An 18,559-nucleotide genomic window follows, 5' to 3' on the forward strand; every position below is an offset into this window, starting at 1 on the left:
CAAAGAAAATAGATCGGAGACTGAAGTGCTGGACTGTGACGTTATCATTGTGGGCGGTGGCCCGGTTGGTTTGTTTCTCGCGGCCGAACTCGGACAGCGTGGGATACGCGTCGAAGTTTTCGACGCTAAACCAGGAACCAGTTCGCACCCTGCCGCCAACGCGAACAGCGCCCGAACGATGGAACACTTTCGTCGCATCGGGATTTCGTCGAAAGTCCGCGCGATGGGACTGCCGCCTGACTACGCGCCGGACGTAGCGTACTTCACATCGATTGCGGGACACGAGCTCGCGAGGCTTGAGCAGCCCGCCTCAAAGGACTCCGTTGAACGGGCGAAGTCGCACTCTTTCACCTGGGCAACGCCCGAGCCGCCCCACCGTTGTTCGCAGCTATTTGTCGAGCCTATTCTGCTTGAGGCTGCGCGAAGCCACGACACCTGCCACGTCTCCTTCGGTGCGCGGGTGGTCGGCTTTTTTGAAAGTGATGACATCGTCACCGCTAGTGTCGAATATGATGCAACCGAGGACAAGCCGGCTGAGACAAAATCGATAAAAGCTCGCTACCTGGTTGGTTGCGATGGGCCTCGAAGCATGGTTCGCAAAGCACTTAGCATTCGCTTCGAAGGGTTGTCGGGCGAGAAACGAGACTTTATGGGCGGCCAGATGGATGCCGTCTACTTCTACGCGCCAGAAATTTACAAAATCAGCCCGCATAAACCTGCGTGGCAGTATTGGACCTTCAGTCCTAAGCAGCGCGCGTTGATTATTGCTGTAGATGGCCAAGGCCATTTCATCATGAACGTGCAGATGCGTGAAGATGAGGTGCCGGACGACGATACGGTGCGACGGCGCATCTCCGAGGCGATCGGCGCGGATGTACCGTTCGAGCTCAAAAGTAGTTCAACGTGGACTGCTGGATTCACGCTTGTCGCCGAAAGATTCTCTCTCGGAAATGTCTTCCTCGCGGGTGACGCAGCTCATTTGTTTACACCAACGGGCGGGCTTGGTTACAACACGGGTATTGATGACGCTGCAAACCTCGCTTGGAAGCTTGAAGCGATGTTAAAGGGTTTTGCGGGCGAGGCGATGGCAGCTAGCTATGAGGCCGAACGTAAGCCCTCGGCGTTGAGAAACACAACGTTCGCGAGAGCCTTCGCCGACAGCATCGGCCGCGTTCAGGTGCCCGCCGAGACATTTGCATCCGGGCCCAGTGGTACTGCAGCGCGCGAAGCGGTCGGGGCCTATCTGGCATTTCACGCCACAGCCGAGTTTGTCATTCCTGGGGTCCATCTCGGCACGCGCTATGAATCATCACCGCTTGTCGCTGCTGAACCTGGTCCCGTTCCGGTTGATACGGCAAACCTCTATGTGCCAACGGCCAGACCCGGGCACCGTGCGCCTCACGCGTGGTTAGCGGACGGGCGGTCGCTGTACGATCGGTTCGGACCCAGCTTCACGTTACTTTGCACCGCTCAACATGGTATCAATGCGTCGCGCCATCAGGCATTAGAGCGTGCCGCCTCCATCCTGCCGCACTTGGCGGTTCTGAATATTGACGACCCAGTTGTGGCAGATCTCTATAAAGCTGCTTTCGTGTTGATTCGCCCGGACCAACATGTCGCGTGGCGAGGAGAGGAGCTCAATGAGGAGTTCGTGACCGCAGCCTTGCACACCGTTGGACGAGTATCCGAAGGTACGAGCGCGGTAGTAGACGCGGCTGCATAACAAAGGCTATACAGCCAGTCCCAAAAGAGCGCCGCCAATCTGCGTGGCAGATAAAGGGTCGCCGCAATAAATAATCGGGAATCAGCTTCGTCATAGAGCGATCGGTCCCCAGGAGACAAGAAATGCAAGTGCAAGCAACTACGCCCGACAACGTGATGGACCGTCAGCAAATATCGTCGCTGCAAGTGCTCACGTTAATGCTGTGTTTTCTCGTCGTAGCAGCTGACGGTTTTGATGTGGCTTCGGTGGGATACGTGGCACCACTGCTAAAAAAAGCGTGGTCGCTCAGTCCCTCACAACTCGGACCGATTTTTGGTGCTGGTCTGTTTGGGCTGACCGTCGGAAGTTTTCTTTTTGGACCGCTCGCCGACCGGATTGGCCGCAAGCGCGTGATTGTCATATCACTCATCTTGTTCGGCATAGGTAGTCTCGCGTGCGCGTACGCGCCGTCGCCTTTCTGGCTAATCGTGCTCCGTTTTGCAACCGGGGCTGGGCTGGGCGGGGCAATGCCTAATGCTATTACCTTGTCCTCTGAATTTAGTCCGACGCGCAGCCGCGCATTAATGGTAACGCTTATGTTTTGCGGATTTACACTTGGGCTGGCGTTTGGCGGGGCGGTTGCATCAATTTTGATCCCAAGCTTTGGTTGGCAAGGCGTTTTCGTCTTCGGCGGCCTGTTCCCGCTTTGTCTGACACCGGTTGTATGGCTATTCCTACCAGAGTCTCTCCGTTTTATGGCGGGCAAGCCGCGGTTTGAGCGGGAGGCAAAGGCGGTTCTCCGGCGCTTAACCGGAAACGAAGACACGCCGCTACACCGCGTAGTACCGGAAGAAGCGAGCGCTGACGCGGCGCAGGAAACTGCTGTCAAAACCCTTTTTAACAAACGGTACCGCACAGGCACGTTGCTGCTTTGGGTCGCGTTTTTTTGCACTCTGTGGGTGTACTACCAAATCGCAAGTTGGCTGCCAACCGTCATCACAGAGGCGGGTATTGACGCCGCACACGCAGCGCGTGTGGGCGCCATGCTGCCCCTGGGGGGCACCATCGGATCGCTTATCAACGCGCGCCTGATGGACCGAACAAATCCGTTCTTCGTCCTCGCCGGCTCTTATGCGGTAGCGGCAGTATCTATCGCCTTGATTGGCCTCTCAATTAACGAGCCGCTATGGGTGTATATCACTGTCTTTTTGGCGGGCCTGGGTCTCTCGGGCGCACAGACCGGCGCAAATGTCCTTGTTGCCGGATTCTATACGACTGCGGCACGTGCAACCGGGGTCAGCTGGGCGCTGGGGGTCGGGCGCGTCGGATCGATCATTGGGTCAATGACCGGCGGTATCTTGCTTGCAGCCTTACATTCAGTCAGTGCGGCTTTTGTTGTATTTGCAGTCCCAGTGGTGATCGCAGGCGCGGCAATGCTTGCAAATGGCTGGTTTTACCGCGGGAACTCCGCTTGAAGACTTAGAAGCGGCGCTTCGCTTTCACTAAGGAGAAGAAATGAGATACGTAAGCTTTGAGAAGGATGGGAAAGCGCTTTTAGGAGTGCGTGAGAACGGGGCGGTCCGCACGCTGGGGGAGGTAACGCTTGAAGAATTGCTGGCGGAGGGCATCGACCTGACTGGATGGGCTGCCAAACAGGAGGGCGGTCACATTGAATCAGAGATAGGCATGAAGTATCTTCCGCCGCTACGTCATCCACCTAAAATTGTGTGCGTCGGATTGAATTTTAAAGATCATTCGAAAGAAAGTAATTTCGAACAACCCGACTATCCGACGATGTTTCTCCGGGTGAACACTAGCCTGGTCGCACACAACGCGCCGATCGTGCGCCCTCGGGTGTCAGATAGTTTAGATTTTGAAGGCGAAATAGCAGTTGTTCTTGGTAGAGGTGGTCGCCATATTTCGAAGAATGACGCGCTGTCTCACGTCGCAGGATATGCGCTCTTTAACGATGCGTCAGTGCGTGAGTACCAGTTTAAAACACCGCAGTGGACAATCGGCAAGAATTTCGACGACACCGGCGCTTTCGGTCCCGACTTAGTCACTGCTGACGAGCTGCCCCTCGGTGCTCAGGGGTTGCGCCTGGAGACTCGTCTGAACGGGGAACTCGTCCAAAGCGCCAACACGAACGATATGGTCTTCGATGTACCAACCTTGATCTCGCTGCTTAGTGAAGCGATGACGTTGGAACCGGGCGACGTGATTGTTGCCGGCACACCATCAGGGATCGGATGGGCGCGTAGTCCAAAGCTGTTGATGCGTCATGGAGACGTGTGCGAGGTGTCCGTACAAGGTATTGGCACGCTTCGAAACACGATTGTCGATGAGGGTGAGATCGGGTAAGAGACGTCCAGACGGAGGAAGCATGTCCATAGACCAGCAGTTTGACACGATCACCAGCGTTCATTCAATCGACCATTTTGCGCTCAACGTTCCGTCGATATCAGATGCAAGATATTTCTTCGATGCGTTTGGTTTGGACGTTACATCGAACGAAAACGCGTTGGATTTACGAGCCGCTGACGGGCATCGATGGGCTCGCGTCCTGCCGTCGGATTCGAAGTCGTTGGCGTACTTGAGTTTCAATTGTTTCGAGGGAGACCTTCCCGCTATCGAGCGTCAAGTGTTAGCCGCGGGCGCTGATATTTTGACCTCTTCTGACGGCGACCGCGAGGGGTTTTGGTTCAACGATCCAGACGGCAATCTTGTACAAGTCCGCGTCGGCGAGAAGACGCTACCCAACGAGAAGGCACCGCTCGAGCAGCGTAGGACGCTTGCGAATGCGCGCGGCTCCCTTATGCGCTCGGAGGTCGCCAAGGTAAGGCCGCGGCGCATGTCGCATGTTTTGCTGTTCACGCCCGATATCGCTCGCGCATTGGCTTTCTACCGAGAAGCGCTCGGCCTACGGTTGTCGGATCGATCCGCAGACATCATCGCATTTACGCATGCCCCGCACGGCTGCGATCACCACCTCGTTGCCTTCGTTCAAAGCAGCGCCAAGGGATGGCATCACGTTGCGTGGGAGGTGGCGAGCATTGACGAGGTCGGGAACGGCGCGACGCAGATGGCGGCCGCTGGGTTCAAAGCCGGTTGGGGTACAGGACGGCATGTGCTGGGATCAAACTATTTTCACTACGTTCGCGACCCGTGGGGTTCGTTCAGCGAATATTCGGCCGACATGGACTATGTCAGCGCGGGTTCAGAGTGGCCCGCTGGCGATTTTCGTCCCGAAGATTCCCTTTATCAATGGGGTCCCGATGTTCCTGATTATTTCATCTGCAACACCGAAGCGTGACGGTGTGAATTATCACGTGCGGCATTAGCCAACACAATAAAACTACATGGGTTTGGAGACATGAAATATAAATCGATCGCAACGGCGGTTGCACTCGCAATCAGCGGATCTGCCTACGCGCAAAGCAGCGTCACACTTTACGGTATCTTGGATACTGGCGTAGAGCTTGTGACTCATGCCAACGCGGCTGGTGACAAGGTTGTACGCATGCCCGGTATCACTGGATCGGTGCCGTCGCGCTGGGGCCTGCGTGGGACGGAGGACCTGGGTGGTGGACTCGCCGCGATTTTTACTTTGGAAGACGGCTTTAATACTCGAGCCGGCGATGTCAATCAAGGTGGCCGCTTCTTCGGTCGGCAAGCATGGGTCGGAATCTCAAGTCCGTATGGCGCGCTCACTTTTGGGCGCCAATATACGATGTCCTATTGGGCCATCCTCGATTCTGATGCATTGGGCCCGGACATCTACGGCGGCGTCGGATCGCTCGACGCGTACATCCCCAATGCCCGCAGTGACAACACGATCGCCTACAAAGGTAGCTATGCAGGCGTCACTGCAGGCGCGACCTATTCGTTTGGCCGCGATGCGGCGGGGACCGGTAATTCGCCAGGGCAAGGAACGTGCGCAGGTTCAATTCCTGGCAACGTTCAGGCGTGTCGTCAATGGTCCGCGTTGCTCCGCTACGATGCGAATTCATTCGGGGTTGCAAGCTCGTACGACGAGCAGCGCGGCGGCCCAGGTGCTGCCGCCAACATATTCAACGGCGTGGCGCCCTTTGCGCTGACCCAGTCCGGGGACAAGGATGTGCGGATGCAGCTTAACGGCTACGCTAAAGTCGGACCGTTAAAGATCGGCGGAGGGTGGCTCGGCCGTCGTGTGGAAACGGTGCTGCCCTCGATTCCTGACGTGCGCACTAATCTTTTCTATCTTACTGGAATTTATCTTGTGACGCCCTCGGTGATCTTAGACGGCGGGGTGTACCGCATGGTCGATAAACAACAAGACACCCGCGCAACGTTGACCGCGCTTCGAGGAACTTACCTGTTATCTAAGCGGACCGGCGTTTATCTGCAAAGTGGTTACTTGTTCAATAGTGCAAAAGCAAAATACACGCTTAGCCAGGGCGGGGCGGGAACAACACCGGCCGCCGGCATTGGCCAACTGGGCGTGATGGTCGGCATTCGCCACACCTTTTAATGCGCTGCTTTGAATGACGTGGGATTGGCTTCGTTGCATAGAACTGCGCGAATTCAAATCGAAGGTAAACGAAGCAGTATGGCTCAAGCTTCATAAAGAATTGACCCATACACTAAAAAGAGCCTACGGACGGCAAAGCACTTCCCGTAGGCTTTGGCCAGTCGTATAACTAAGCGGTGGAGACAAGCAATGTTCCGTATTCACAGTAAAAACGTCTGCTGTGGGGCAGCATTAGGCTGCGCCAGCATACTCTTGAGCGCCTGCGGCAGCTCCGACGGAGGGAACCAGCCTTCGACGAACTTGGCACAAAACCAGACAATGGTTGACGCCGGCGTCTTGGTAGGTAATCCAGCAGATGCCTCAGGAATTATTAGCTTCAAGGGTGTCCCTTATGCAGCGGCACCGGTCGGAGCGTTGCGATGGCAAGCGCCGCAGCCGGTCGCGCATTGGACGGGCAACAAGCAGGCGACTCAATACGGGCCCACGTGCTGGCAGGGAACCGCATTCGGCCCTGTGGACAACAGTCAGGCAAACGAAGACTGTTTGTCATTGAATGTCTGGACGGGCGCGAAGTCAACCACCGATAAACGCCCGGTCATGGTGTGGCTTCATGGTGGCGGATTCCAGTTCGGCACATCTGGAGATCCACGCTGGGAAGGCGGCAACCTCGCGAAAAAAGGCGTTGTTGTTGTATCGGTCAACTACCGCCTAGGCGTCTTTGGTTTCCTGACACGACCAGATTTGGATGCTGAATCAGGGGGCAAGTCGTCCGGGATGTATGGTGTGCTTGATCAAATCGCCGCGCTTCAATGGGTTAAGGCTAACGCCGCTGCATTTGGAGGGGATCCTTCCAACATCACCGTATTCGGGGAATCGGCTGGCGCCCATGCAGTGGGTATTCTGCTGGCATCTCCACTGACGACAGGCACTTTTCAGAAGGCAATTGCCGAGAGCGGCGCGTTTTGGGAAAGTCCGAAAGGCGTGATGGCATCTCATGTCGCCGCCTCGCAAATCGGCACGCACTTGGGCGCAGCATTAGGCGCGAAGACAATTGCCGACCTTCGCGCCATCCCTGCAGCGCAGTTAATGGCAGATCCGACGGAGGCCGCTTACAGCCCGAGCGTTGACGGTTATGTCTTGCCCGCCGATCCCTATTCTCGGTTTGCCGCAGGTCAGCAGCAGCATGTCCCGTTACTCGAAGGTCAAAATGCCGACGAGGGCGTGATCTTCGCTGCTACCGCCGGCATACCGAGCGACAGCGCCGCGAATTTCACGGCCGCGGCAACCTCAGCCTTCGGTACGAACAACATCACCACGTTTCTGCAATTTTACCCTGCCAGCACGAACGCGCAGGCCCAGCAGTCCGAGGTGACTCTAGCGGGAGATCTCATCATTGCCTCCCAGACGTGGGAAATGGCAAACTTACAAAGAACGGCGGGACAGTCCCCGGTATATTCCTACTATTTTAGCCAAACGTCGCCGTATAACCCGCTGCCTATTCACGTATCAGAGGTCCCTTACGTTTTTCAGGATCTTGTTCCTAATGGGCACGGTGCAGTGAATGCAAGTGATCTGGCGGTAGCCGACGCAATGTCGTCTTACTGGACCAATTTTGCGAAGACGGGCAATCCAAACGGCAGCGGATTGCCGAACTGGCCGGCCTACACCGGGCCGGGTGGTTTGGTTATGGGCCTTGCGACACCGGTCCAGGCACAGCCGGAAGTGTCCACAGCACGTTTTCAATTCCTCAATAGCTTTAGAAACAACGGGAGTTTGGGATTTCATTTCTAGCCATAACGATCAGCGCATTGCGAACGATGTCGCGGTGCGCATGACTGTTCGTCTACCAACCAAGCGTCCGAGACCGAGAGCGCTGCCTAGACGACCGTTCAGTGATAGAAGCGCAGTGTTGTGAAGCGCACGGTCAACTTTTCGTCTCCGTTAATCGGCTTTGAGCCAGATGCTTGATGCGGTTAAAACCCCATAAGTCAGAAGCTGGGGATCGAGTAACTGCGAATGATTGTCGAGGTGAGCAGCGACGGTCGAATTGACTATTGACGAGCGCCGTGCAGGGCGTCAATGCCATCGATAACGGGCATACCGCGTTTTCGCTGGTCGTCGCTTTTCTAAGGCACTCCCAGTGATATACCCGCAGCGATCACCTGAACGATTTATTGGAGAGACAAGACATGACCTTACTTAGCCGTCATTTTGCAAAAGTTTTGATTGGGACGGTAGTGTTGGCAGCATCAGTTCCCGCTGCAATTGCTCAGTCCTCTACCGCAGTGTCCGAGGCCACTACCAAACAGATGCAGAAAGCGCAACGCAAGGCTGACCGTAAAGAGGCAAGGATCAAAAAAAACGCCGAACTTGGAGCGCTTGAAAAGAAAGGCTATCAGCCTGGAGGCGAACAGCAGGACTACCCTAACAACGTGCAAGACGCCGAACGAAAAGTGCAAGAGCATAAAGCCGCAGCACCTCGAAGCATTTCAGCGCCATAGCATTGTGCGGTTTGGCGCGACGGGACATCCTCGCGCCGAAACGTAACCTCTGCGTTATCTTGGGCGTCGCTTTTGCACCGAGCCACAATCGAAAGCAGGTGCCGATTCGAAACAGAAGACCTAGCGCTCCCAACGCTGCTACTGGAGCGAACGAACAAAGATTCGCCGCATGCGTTTGACTTTTGCGGTCTACCGATTGTCGAAGGCACGGTTCGTTATGTTGCGGATGTGTTCCTTGAAGAGCTCATAGCATAGTATTCGCTGACTATCAGGACGCAATAACTAACCTCGAAGCGGATGATTTCGGCCTATTCGTCGAATTCCGTAACGTAGAGCGAACGTCCATGTCGAGCCTCGAAGATGTACATCAAGTTTGCGCACGGTCGGATTAAAGTGACACGGCATGAGTCTCCGGAGCAATGGCTTTGCTCGCTTCACGCAGTTCATCAACGCGTTCGAATATGACGCCGCGCGGGTCTGGACAGTCAACGATCGACGCATAGGCAAGCGTGCGCGCCTCTCGCGCATTGATACCGAAGGCCTGAAGCAGCGCGTACATCGACTGCTGCGCGTAGTCGACCGGCGCGCTACCTGAAAGGAGGGTTTCGATACCGTACATAATCGAGCCTAAAACAATATCCCGTGCCACTACGACATCAATCGGGTGGAATCTTCCGGTGCTGATTGCCAACTGCAGGTCCCGTGTCAGATACTCGTCAAGCAGCCGGCCTCTGGACCCACGCTTCGTGCCGACTCGCGTAATGAACGCCCCCCACAAAGGATAGCGGCTCGCCATCTGCATATACAGACAAGAGCCCGCAATTACCCGCTGTGCGGGGTCCTCTATTTCGCGCACCAGCGGATCAATGACGCCAAGCACCTCGTCACTGCTTTCGCCGGCCACCGCAGCCAAAAGCTCGGCAGTGGTGCGAAAGTAGTTATAAAAGGTGCCACGCGCGACGCCGGCCGCAGATATAAAGTCGTCAATCAACGGAGCATCGGGGCCCTTCTCCGCGAACACCCCCAGCGCGCTTTCGATGAGTCGGTTACGCGTTTTCTCGCGCCGTAGCGCGCCGACGCGGGTCTGATACGTTTCCGCCGCTTGTGACTCGTGCATGGTTTTTCCCATTAATTCGCTTGCATTTTATCAGGGTGCGGGTACCGGGTTTGTCCTAGGCATATTCTAGTTGACGGAAAAGTCAATTCAACTAAAATATGTTTTGACAGATATGTCAAATCGGTCAAGCGTTCGCTCGGAACGCTGGCAAATCTACAGGAGGCAGAAATGCGGTTCGTAAGTTTTGAGCGGGACGGTAAAGCCGTACTCGGCGTTCGTGAGGGTGAGCACGTGCGAATTGTGGGCACCGAATCGCTTGAATCGTTACTCGGACGCGGTGTTGATCTCTGCGAGTACGCCGAAAGCAATATCGGGCAAGAGAAAGTCTCAGCGCGGGATCTTAAGTTTTTGCCTCCGCTCCAGAGGCCGCCGAAAATCATCTGTGTCGGACTGAACTTCGCGGACCACACGTCTGAGAGCAAGTACGAGCAGCCCGACTATCCGACGCTGTTTTTTCGCGTGCATACGAGCCTGATCGCCCACGACCAAGCGATGGTTCGCCCACGCGTCGTCGATTGCGCGGGGCTGGACTTCGAAGGCGAAATCGCTGTCGTGCTTGGAAAGAGTGGGCGTCACATCACGAAAGATGATGCGCTTTCCCACGTCGCCGGCTATGCGCTGTTCAACGATGGGTCAGTGCGCGAATACCAGTTCAAAACGCCGCAGTGGACGGTTGGAAAGAACTTTGACGGCACGGGAGCGTTTGGGCCAGACCTGGTGACGGCAGACGAACTGCCCGCAGGCGCCAAGGGGCTGCTTCTTGAAACGCGGCTAAACGGTGAAGTTGTTCAGTCGGCCAATACGGACGAGATGGTTTTCGACGTCGCGAGTCTCATCAGCATCATAAGCGAAGCGATGACGCTCGAACCAGGCGATGTCATCGTCTCGGGTACGCCGTCGGGCATCGGCTGGGCGCGCAATCCGAAACTGCTGATGAAAGCGGGGGATGTGTGCGAGGTGACCGTCGAGAAAATCGGCACCCTCAGGAACGTCATTGCCGACGAAGCCGCGAGCTAAACGGCAACAAAAAACGAAGCACCCATTCGAAGCCGACCGAAGAGCCGGCCCCGGCAAACAAATGATGGAGACAGCCATGGCAGAGCCCCAAGCCGTTAGTTCCGGCGCAAGTGTGCATTCGATCGACCACTTTGCGCTTAACGTTCCTTCGGTAAGTGAAGCAGAGCGCTTCTTTCGCGCCTTTGGCTTCAAGGTCACATCGATGGACACCGATTCGCGTGAGCTGGAGCTTCGCGCGGCCGACGATCATCGGTGGGCGCGCATCCTTCCGTCCTCCAGTAAGTCGCTGGCCTATCTGAGTTTCAACTGCTTTGAAGCAGACTTAGGCGCCATCAAGGCCCAAGCGATGGCCGCGGGGGCGACCATTGATGGCGATCGCGCGTGCGACCGCTCCGGTTTCTGGTTTCACGATCCCGATGGCAACCTCATTCAGGTCAAAGTGGGCCCAAAGACTAGCCCATCAGTCAAGACGGCATGTGTCGTCGCAGGCAGTGCAGCCGATGAGCGCGGCTCACATACGCGCTCGGCCTCGAAGATCGTTCGACCGCGACGTCTTTCTCACGTTCTTTTGTTCACTCCAGACGTCCTGCGCGCGCTCGACTTTTACGGCAAAGCGCTTGGCCTGCGGCTCTCGGACAAATCGCTGGACATTATCGCTTTCACCCATGCGCCACATGGCAGTGATCATCATCTCGTCGCATTTGCGAAAAGTACGGCGCGCGGGTTTCATCACTCAGCCTGGGATGTCGATAACGTCAACCTGGTTGGCGAAGGTGCATCGCAAATGGCAGCGGTCGGCTACGACAAGGGATGGGGGACCGGACGACACGTGCTGGGTTCTAACTACTTTCACTATGTCGAAGACCCATGGGGCTCATTTTGCGAGTACTCCGCGGACATTGATTTCATCTCCGCAGGCCGCGCATGGCCCGCTGGCGACTTTCCCCCCGAAGATTCGCTTTACCTGTGGGGCCCTGCTGTTCCGAAGAACTTTGTCCACAACACGGAGGCGCCGGCTGACGTAGCCGGCGTCATTCCCGAAGGCTAGCGGTCGTTTCCAGCATGCTTATGAATGGCAGCCAGACCAACTGGTGCCAGGGGCATAACTCGATTTATTCCAGCAGGTGAACTCAAATGGCTGACCAAAACATTCTTGACGTTGCGATCGTGGGATACGGCCCCGTCGGACAATCGCTGGCCATCTTACTCGGCGAACGCGGGTACAACGTCGCGGCGTTCGATCGCTGGCCATCTCTGTATCCACTGCCGCGTGCCGTATTTCATGACCATGAGATCCGTCGGATCTTCCAGGCAATGGGCATTGGCAAGGAAGTCGAGCGAATCTCGCAGCCGTCGTCAACCTATCAGTGGTTCAACGCCGACTGGAAAACGCTAGTTGAAATCGACTGGTCGGCCGAATCGATCAGCGATGGTCCGGTCGGCTATCTTTTTAATCAGCCTTCGCTTGAGGCACTGCTGGATGAAAAAGCCAAATCTTTGGCCGGCGTTTCTGTTCAGCAGGGCTGGGAAGCGACTGAACTCCGCCAGTTCCCCGATTGCTGCGAGTTGACGCTGCGCAAAGGGAAGATGGACGGCAACGTATGGGTTCCGACCGGTGAGACTCAAACGGTTCGAGCCCGATATGTGGTGGGAGCCGATGGTGCGAACAGTTTCGTGCGCAAATCCGAGGGCATCGCCTTTGAAGATTTGGGCTTTCAGGAAGATTGGCTTGTCATTGACCTGAAGCCCAACGAGGGCGTCAAGCTTGACGTACCGGATATCGGCCAGTGGTGCAATCCGGCGCGTCCGACGACGATGGTGCCGGGCGGCCCCGGTTACAGGCGATGGGAGTTCATGCGCCTGCCGCACGAGTCGGTGGAGGACCTGCAAAAGCCGGAAAAGGTCTGGGACTTGCTCGCCCCATGGGTGACACCGCAGGATGCGACCTTGGTGCGCTATGCGGTCTATAAATTCCGCTCGCTGATTGCCGAGAACTGGCACAGCGGCCGGGTGGTGCTCGCAGGCGACGCCGCGCACCAGATGCCGCCGTTCATGGGGCAAGGCATGTGCTCTGGAATTCGGGACGCGTGGAATCTCGCATGGCGGTTCGATCTAATATTGAAGGGCATATCTTCATCAGAGCTGCTCGAAGGTTACACGCCAGAGCGTCGCCCGCAAGTGCGCGCGGTCATCGATGCGTCTATCGCCATGGGGCAGGTTGTCTGCATCTCTAATCAACAGGAAGCTGCGCTGCGCGATGAAGCCTATTTGTCCGGTCAGGTACCCCCTCTGCCTCCCTTCCCAGGCCTGACCGATGGTCTCATTTGCGGCGAAGAACGCTACGCAGCCCACGGCGCAGCCGGCCTCCTGAGCGTGCATGGACAGGTCAGCAACGACGGCGAGCAATTGCGGTACGACGATGCATTGCCAAACGGCTTTCACATCATCGTTCTCGACGGCGATCCAGAACAGCATTTGGACGTTGGTTCGCTATTAGCGCTGAAGCGCATCGGTGCCCAGACGATCGGCATTACCGCCGACCCTCGAAAGACGGTGGCAGGCAGAATCCTATTAGACGTGAGCGGAAAGTACCGGCGCTTCTTTGACGAACATGGTGTCAAGGCGATCGTGGTTCGACCCGACTACTACATCTTTGGGGCGGCCGAGACGCTGTCGGCATTGCCGGTACTTGTGGGGAAGCTGGAATCTCGCCTTTGCCTTCTAGATCAACCTTCGGGCGAAACGCCGATAACGAGAGTCAACGCGGTGTAGCGGCGTACGCAACGCAAGGGAATTTACCGCGTTTCGTTGCGAGACTCTAAGCTAGGTCTAGCCCGTGGATCGGCACAACCCGGGCTGCATAATGACGAATTTCGATGCCGCGTTCCGCAGCCGCAGCCGCATCCCGATCGATCGATGCATTCCCTGCGCCGGTCGAGGCGATCAACTTCGGGTTCGGGCAGCTTTCGATGACCACGCGGGACAGCGGTGTGCGTTCTCGCATCACGCATACAATGTCGAACGGCTGCAGGCGTTAAATAAGATTCCCGATATCAGCGACGTGGTCGTTGAACACCGTCACGTCCGACAGGTTCTCAAGAGGCGCCCTGTCTGCCACGCTCAGCGCGACGTTCTGATAGTCGTCGGGGATTGCTACCTTGATAGGGAGTTTGGGGTCCATGTTGCGCCATTCCAGGAATTGAAAAAGTTAGTACCGTATATAAAAACCGGCCCACGACGTAAATCAATAAGTATCGATGCCACCAATTGCGAAACGCGGTGGCGCGGTAGGTGAGCTATCGGACCGCGCGCAGTGTTGGAGGAAAGTTGGGCGGCGGTTGACTGAGCCTCGTGGAGTGTGATCACCACGGCCCAACTCGCCAAGAGGGCAGCCGCAGTTCGCGGCGCTGTGCGACTCGCCATGGACTTGCAACAGTCCTCACGACACCTCGCTTCGGTGCTTGTCGAGGTGGTCGACCAGCATGCGCGCAGGAAGCGGCAGCGTGTCAAAATTGCGGGCGATTATGGACAGCGGCCGCAGCGACCACGGTTCGTCAAGCTCCACGACGCAAAACTCCGAATATTCAGACAGTTCGTCCGAAATCTGCTGCAAGTGCTCTCCCAGCCGCTTCGCATGATGATAGAGCGCCTCGCCCGCGGGGTAGCCTGAACACCGCGGCTGTGCCGATATAACAATGGTGTTCCGGTGTCGTCTTCGAGATCTGATACACGCTTACTTACGGCCGATGCCACGATGTGCATGCGGGCTGCCGCCGCAGCAATGCTGCCCTCCTCGATGACAGCCACGAAAATGCGCAGGGACTCCATATCAAGTCGCAACGGCCGATCTGCTGAAACACGCATCCTTGCTCCTTCGGGTTGGATATCCGGTCGGTTTGCACCCATCGCGTTTCGCGATGCCTGTATTGAACATTAAGAAGTTTTCTATACGCCCGGCGACCGGCATCCTATGTGCCAGAGAGTTCGATCCGCGCAGGACCATCGATCAAGGCGGGAGGCCAGGCAGCGTGCATCGCCATTTTATCTCGTCGAGCAGGCGAGGTTGTCCTGAGCGCCGGAACACTAGCCTTTTTAGAAGCACAAGCCGGTGTACGGCCGGAACGCATGAAAACTCTGTTGAAAATATGAAGGAGACAAAAGATGGAACACAAACAAGTTTCTTTGAGCTCACGAACTCGCTGGTACGAGGGTCTCACGGCGATGCACTGGCGTGTGCTAAAGGCTAGCTTTCTCGGCTGGATCTTCGACGGCTACGAGGCGTTGGCACTCGTCGTTGTCCTTGGGCCGATGCTGCATTCGGTGCTGTCGCCGGCGCAAGCCGCGTCCCCGACGACTTACGCGGGTCTGGTAATCGGCATCACGTTGCTTGGCTGGGGTGTGGGCGGTCTGATCGGCGGAATTCTCGCGGACTATGTCGGACGCAAGCGAATGATGCTCTGGTCCGTATTTCTCTATGCGGTATTTTCGGGTTTGACCGCGTTCTCGCAAACCTTCTGGGTGTTGTGCGGGCTGCGTTTCCTGACTGGCCTCGCAATGGGCAGCGAATGGAGCACGGGCGTCGCGCTGCTGTCGGAAACCTGGCCGGAGCGGGCTCGTGCGAAAGGGGCGGGCTTTCTGCAATCGGGCTTCGGCTGGGGTACGCTGATCGCGGCGGTCGTGTGGTACACGCTTTCGTCGACGCATCCACTCGGCGCCGAAACCTGGCGGCTGATGTTCGTGCTTGGCGCAGTCCCGGCGATCTTTGTGTTGTATATCCGCCGCGGCGTCAGCGAGTCGGAAAAATAGCAACGCGCGGTGCGCGAGAAACGCTGGAGCGCGACGAGCGGCCAGCCGGTTGCGGGCGACGCGGCTGTATCCGGGAAACGCCCCTTCACGCTGACGCAACTGTTCAGTGAACCGGAAGCGCTTCGCCGCACGCTGCTTCTGCTGGTGCTATCGATCGTCACGACCGTAGGCTGGTGGGCCATTTCCAGCTGGTTGCCGACCTACACCGTGTTGCTCGCTAAGGCCGAAGGTGTCCCCGACGCCTTGTCGTGGGGCTCGAAAATATCGATCGCATACACAGCTGGCGCGATTGTGGCCTACACAATCGCCGGCTTTGTGGTGGATGCAATCGGCAGGCGAGCCTTCATCTCACTCACTTTCGTCGGTGCGCTGGTAACAACGTTTATCACGTACAAGCTGACGACGACCGTCGAAGCAATGATGATCGTGGCGCCGATCAATGGCTTTTTCACCCTGGGCTGTGCCTATGTCTGGATGGCGATCTACCCATGTGAACTCTTTGCCAGCAGCGTGCGTTCCACTGCGATCAGCTTTGTGTTCAATGCGGCGCGCCTGATCGCGTGGGTCTTTCCGATCATCGCAGGCAGCATGATTGAATCGTTCGGCGGTGTGGCGCATGCGGCGTTGGCGCTCGGCTCTGTGTATCTGCTCGGTATCGTGCTGCCGTGGTTCTTGCCTGAGACGCGTGGCGCAGGCATGCCGGACTAAATCGGCGATCTTCCAGTTGGTGTTCTGGAAAGCGTATGCAAGCAACGCACAACGACTTACGTCGCCACGCCGAGACCAGGTGTGACGGGACGAGCGCCGGAGGAGAGGCCAGCGGGAAGCCTTCGCAAGGCTGTGACCTTTCCAATTGAGTCTGAAGTCAACTGAGACGATATTGCCGCACCCTATGCCGGGTCGAGTTTTGCACGGTCAACTTTTACGCGGATCAGGATGTCATGAACATCTTGTTAAGCGCTTTGGCTATCTAACTTTTTTTTGGAGATGAAAATGCCTCAGAATTTTCGTATTGGACAGATCGTTCCAAGCTCGAATACGACCATGGAAACCGAAATCCCCGCCATGTTGCGGGCACGCGAAGCGATCCGCCCCGAGCGGTTCACGTTTCATTCGAGTCGGATGAGAATGCACAAGGTCACGAAGGAAGAATTGGTAGCGATGAACAAGGAGGGCTTGCGCTGCGCGGCGGAACTTGCCGACGCTCGTGTTGATGTCATGAGCACGGCGTGCCTGGTCGCGATTATGGCGATGGGGCCCGGATATCATCGAGAAACTGAACGCGAACTGTTGGAGTTTGTTCGTGCCAATCATTGCGCGGCGCCAGTCATGACCTCCGCGGGAGCTTTGGTAGAAGGTCTGAAGATCCTGGGCGCTCGTCGGATTTCACTCATGGCGCCATACATGCGCCCCTTGACCGACCTTGTCGTTGCCTATATCGAAAACGAAGGGATCGAGGTGATCGATTCCATCTGCTTCGAGATTCCCGACAACCTCGAAGTCGGTCTACGCGACCCGATGCAGTTGGTCGACGACGTTCGGCGACTGAACACGGACGGCGCGGATGTGGTCGTGGCGTCCGCATGCGTGCAGATGCCCTCCTTGCCGGCGATCCAACGCATTGAAGACATGCTGGGTATCCGGACCGTCTCGACTTCGGTATGTACCACCCGGCGCATGCTCGATCATCTTAAGCTCGAGCCAATCGTTCCCGGCGCGGGAGCGTTACTTTCCGGCGCATGAAGTACACAGCGTTCCAGCGATGACGCGGTGCAGCCGCGTCGTCGCTAATCAGCGTTCATATGTTGAGACATTGCCCGTCGTATCTGCCGGGCCATCGTCTAATACTGCCATCTTCCATCAACGTCTAGTGATGGAACAGTGCCAGTTATCGCCGGCTCGCGCGAAGCCGGACAACAATGCCCGTAAGCTCGGGATCGGGAGCGACGCTGTCTTCGAAAATGACGTATAGCTGCCACGCACAGCCCGTATGGCAGCGCACCGCTCGCATCATGAGTCCCCGATCAATACTGTCAAACAAATTCTTGATGTCGAGGTCCAGCACCCAGTCACGGTTCCAGCATCGCTGCCGGGCCACCTCCAGTGCCTGATGCGCCGACCGTCCAGGACGATAAGGACGATACCCGTATGAATCATTGTCGAACACCGGCTCCGCACGTGCTTCCAGAGATCGCTTGACCACCGTCTGGGCGATGCGATCTGAAATCGTTGATATTCCCAACGGTCTCGTACCAGCACTCCCATCCTTTTTGGTCTGTCAACCCGCAAGACCGGCGGCGGAAGGTAGCTGCCAGACGACATCCGATTCCCGATTTGATACTGATTGTTCTGCAGATCCGCCTCGAATTCCGTCATCGACTGCTTGACCACACCCGCCGCCCCGCGGTTGGCCTTCGCTTGCTTACACTCCTCCCACACCTCTCGCTTGGTAATACAAAACGGCTTTGCATTATTCACCCCGGTCCTCCTCTTTCAAGTTGCCGACGTGATAACGCCGGACGATGATGCCCCTTCGGTCCAGTCCCCTTACAGGACCTTCAACCCTACTACGGGCGTCTCCGCCCCCGTGCCCCGCATAAGTACTCTCATACTTGCGGAGACCTTCCGCTTGGATTTCTTCCTTCCCATCGGGACGACAGGTTCCCAAGTTCCTTACCAAAGCCTGAATCAAAGTCACGCCGCCTTTGTGCCGGATGCCGATTGGGCCGTCAGCAGGCATCGCCCGATCTTGTCCCGGAGCAAGTTAGTTCTCCGGTTTTGACATCAGTTCGTGAAATTATCAACACGTTATCAGCGGTTCACTTACGTTCGTCTCTTTGATTCCTCCCTGACAGAGTAGATCCCTGCCTTTTCCAACGACGCTCACCACGAGGGCTCTTTACCCA

General features: G+C 56.7%; 15 protein-coding genes and 2 pseudogenes. 12 read left to right on the forward strand and 5 right to left on the reverse strand.

All coding sequences use genetic code 11. From position 1 onward, the window contains the following. The first annotated feature begins 25 nt into the window (after positions 1-25). From AXG89_RS33105 to AXG89_RS33135, 7 genes are all read left to right on the forward strand, one after another. Complete coding sequence (locus AXG89_RS33105; RefSeq protein ID WP_062174825.1) at positions 26-1,723, forward strand: FAD-dependent oxidoreductase; 1,698 nt, start codon at positions 26-28, stop codon at positions 1,721-1,723. A gap of 122 nt (positions 1,724-1,845) precedes the next feature. After that, positions 1,846-3,177: an MFS transporter gene (locus AXG89_RS33110; RefSeq protein ID WP_062174826.1), complete on the forward strand. Its 1,332-nt coding sequence runs from the start codon at positions 1,846-1,848 to the stop codon at positions 3,175-3,177. 40 nt (positions 3,178-3,217) lie between these two features. After that, entirely contained in the window at positions 3,218-4,063 is an 846-nt protein-coding gene (locus tag AXG89_RS33115; RefSeq protein WP_062174827.1) for a fumarylacetoacetate hydrolase family protein, read from the forward strand. Positions 4,064-4,085: 22 nt separating this feature from the next. Further along, complete coding sequence (locus tag AXG89_RS33120) at positions 4,086-5,015, forward strand: VOC family protein (RefSeq protein ID WP_062174828.1); 930 nt, start codon at positions 4,086-4,088, stop codon at positions 5,013-5,015. A 60-nt stretch (positions 5,016-5,075) separates the two neighbouring features. Next, on the forward strand, positions 5,076-6,212 hold the full coding sequence (locus AXG89_RS33125; RefSeq protein WP_062174829.1) for a porin: 1,137 nt from the start codon (positions 5,076-5,078) through the stop codon (positions 6,210-6,212). Between the two features lie 189 nt (positions 6,213-6,401). Continuing rightward, positions 6,402-8,003 (forward strand): carboxylesterase/lipase family protein, encoded by a 1,602-nt coding sequence (locus tag AXG89_RS33130; RefSeq protein ID WP_218778198.1) that lies wholly within the window; start codon positions 6,402-6,404, stop codon positions 8,001-8,003. A 398-nt stretch (positions 8,004-8,401) separates the two neighbouring features. Continuing rightward, a complete protein-coding gene (locus AXG89_RS33135; RefSeq protein ID WP_062174831.1) occupies positions 8,402-8,713 on the forward strand; it encodes a DUF4148 domain-containing protein in 312 nt (103 codons plus the stop codon). A 388-nt stretch (positions 8,714-9,101) separates the two neighbouring features. On the opposite strand, the gene AXG89_RS33140 is transcribed toward AXG89_RS33135, so the two are convergent. Continuing rightward, entirely contained in the window at positions 9,102-9,830 is a 729-nt protein-coding gene (locus tag AXG89_RS33140) for a TetR/AcrR family transcriptional regulator (protein WP_062174914.1), read from the reverse strand. Between the two features lie 168 nt (positions 9,831-9,998). On the opposite strand from AXG89_RS33140, the gene AXG89_RS33145 reads away from it, so the two are divergent. The 3 genes from AXG89_RS33145 (at position 9,999) to mhpA (ending at position 13,619) form a co-directional block, all read left to right on the forward strand. Continuing rightward, positions 9,999-10,847: a fumarylacetoacetate hydrolase family protein gene (locus AXG89_RS33145; RefSeq protein ID WP_062174832.1), complete on the forward strand. Its 849-nt coding sequence runs from the start codon at positions 9,999-10,001 to the stop codon at positions 10,845-10,847. 76 nt (positions 10,848-10,923) lie between these two features. Next, a complete protein-coding gene (locus AXG89_RS33150; protein WP_062174833.1) occupies positions 10,924-11,895 on the forward strand; it encodes a VOC family protein in 972 nt (323 codons plus the stop codon). Between the two features lie 86 nt (positions 11,896-11,981). After that, positions 11,982-13,619 (forward strand): bifunctional 3-(3-hydroxy-phenyl)propionate/3-hydroxycinnamic acid hydroxylase MhpA, encoded by a 1,638-nt coding sequence (gene mhpA / locus AXG89_RS33155; RefSeq protein ID WP_062174834.1) that lies wholly within the window; start codon positions 11,982-11,984, stop codon positions 13,617-13,619. Between the two features lie 262 nt (positions 13,620-13,881). Here mhpA and AXG89_RS43855 read toward each other — a convergent pair whose 3' ends face one another. The 3 genes and pseudogenes from AXG89_RS43855 to AXG89_RS44495 form a co-directional block, all read right to left on the reverse strand. Further along, positions 13,882-14,028: a hypothetical protein gene (locus AXG89_RS43855; protein WP_236873581.1), complete on the reverse strand. Its 147-nt coding sequence runs from the start codon at positions 14,026-14,028 to the stop codon at positions 13,882-13,884. Positions 14,029-14,286: 258 nt separating this feature from the next. Beyond that, entirely contained in the window at positions 14,287-14,460 is a 174-nt protein-coding gene (locus tag AXG89_RS43860) for a hypothetical protein (RefSeq protein WP_236873609.1), read from the reverse strand. 95 nt (positions 14,461-14,555) lie between these two features. After that, a pseudogene (locus tag AXG89_RS44495) lies at positions 14,556-14,753 on the reverse strand (helix-turn-helix domain-containing protein); the annotation flags it as partial. A 255-nt stretch (positions 14,754-15,008) separates the two neighbouring features. Between AXG89_RS44495 and AXG89_RS33170 the strand changes: the two are divergent. Both AXG89_RS33170 and AXG89_RS33175 read left to right on the forward strand, forming a co-directional pair. After that, positions 15,009-16,361 (forward strand): annotated as a pseudogene (locus AXG89_RS33170) (MFS transporter). A 285-nt stretch (positions 16,362-16,646) separates the two neighbouring features. After that, positions 16,647-17,396: a maleate cis-trans isomerase family protein gene (locus tag AXG89_RS33175; protein WP_062174835.1), complete on the forward strand. Its 750-nt coding sequence runs from the start codon at positions 16,647-16,649 to the stop codon at positions 17,394-17,396. Between the two features lie 145 nt (positions 17,397-17,541). On the opposite strand, the gene AXG89_RS43870 is transcribed toward AXG89_RS33175, so the two are convergent. Then, positions 17,542-17,895 carry a reverse transcriptase domain-containing protein gene (locus AXG89_RS43870; protein WP_062174836.1) on the reverse strand — a complete coding sequence of 118 codons (354 nt, stop codon included), beginning with the start codon at positions 17,893-17,895 and terminating at the stop codon, positions 17,542-17,544. Positions 17,896-18,559 lie beyond the last annotated feature (664 nt).

This window comes from Burkholderia sp. PAMC 26561 (assembly GCF_001557535.2).
Classification (GTDB): domain Bacteria; phylum Pseudomonadota; class Gammaproteobacteria; order Burkholderiales; family Burkholderiaceae; genus Caballeronia.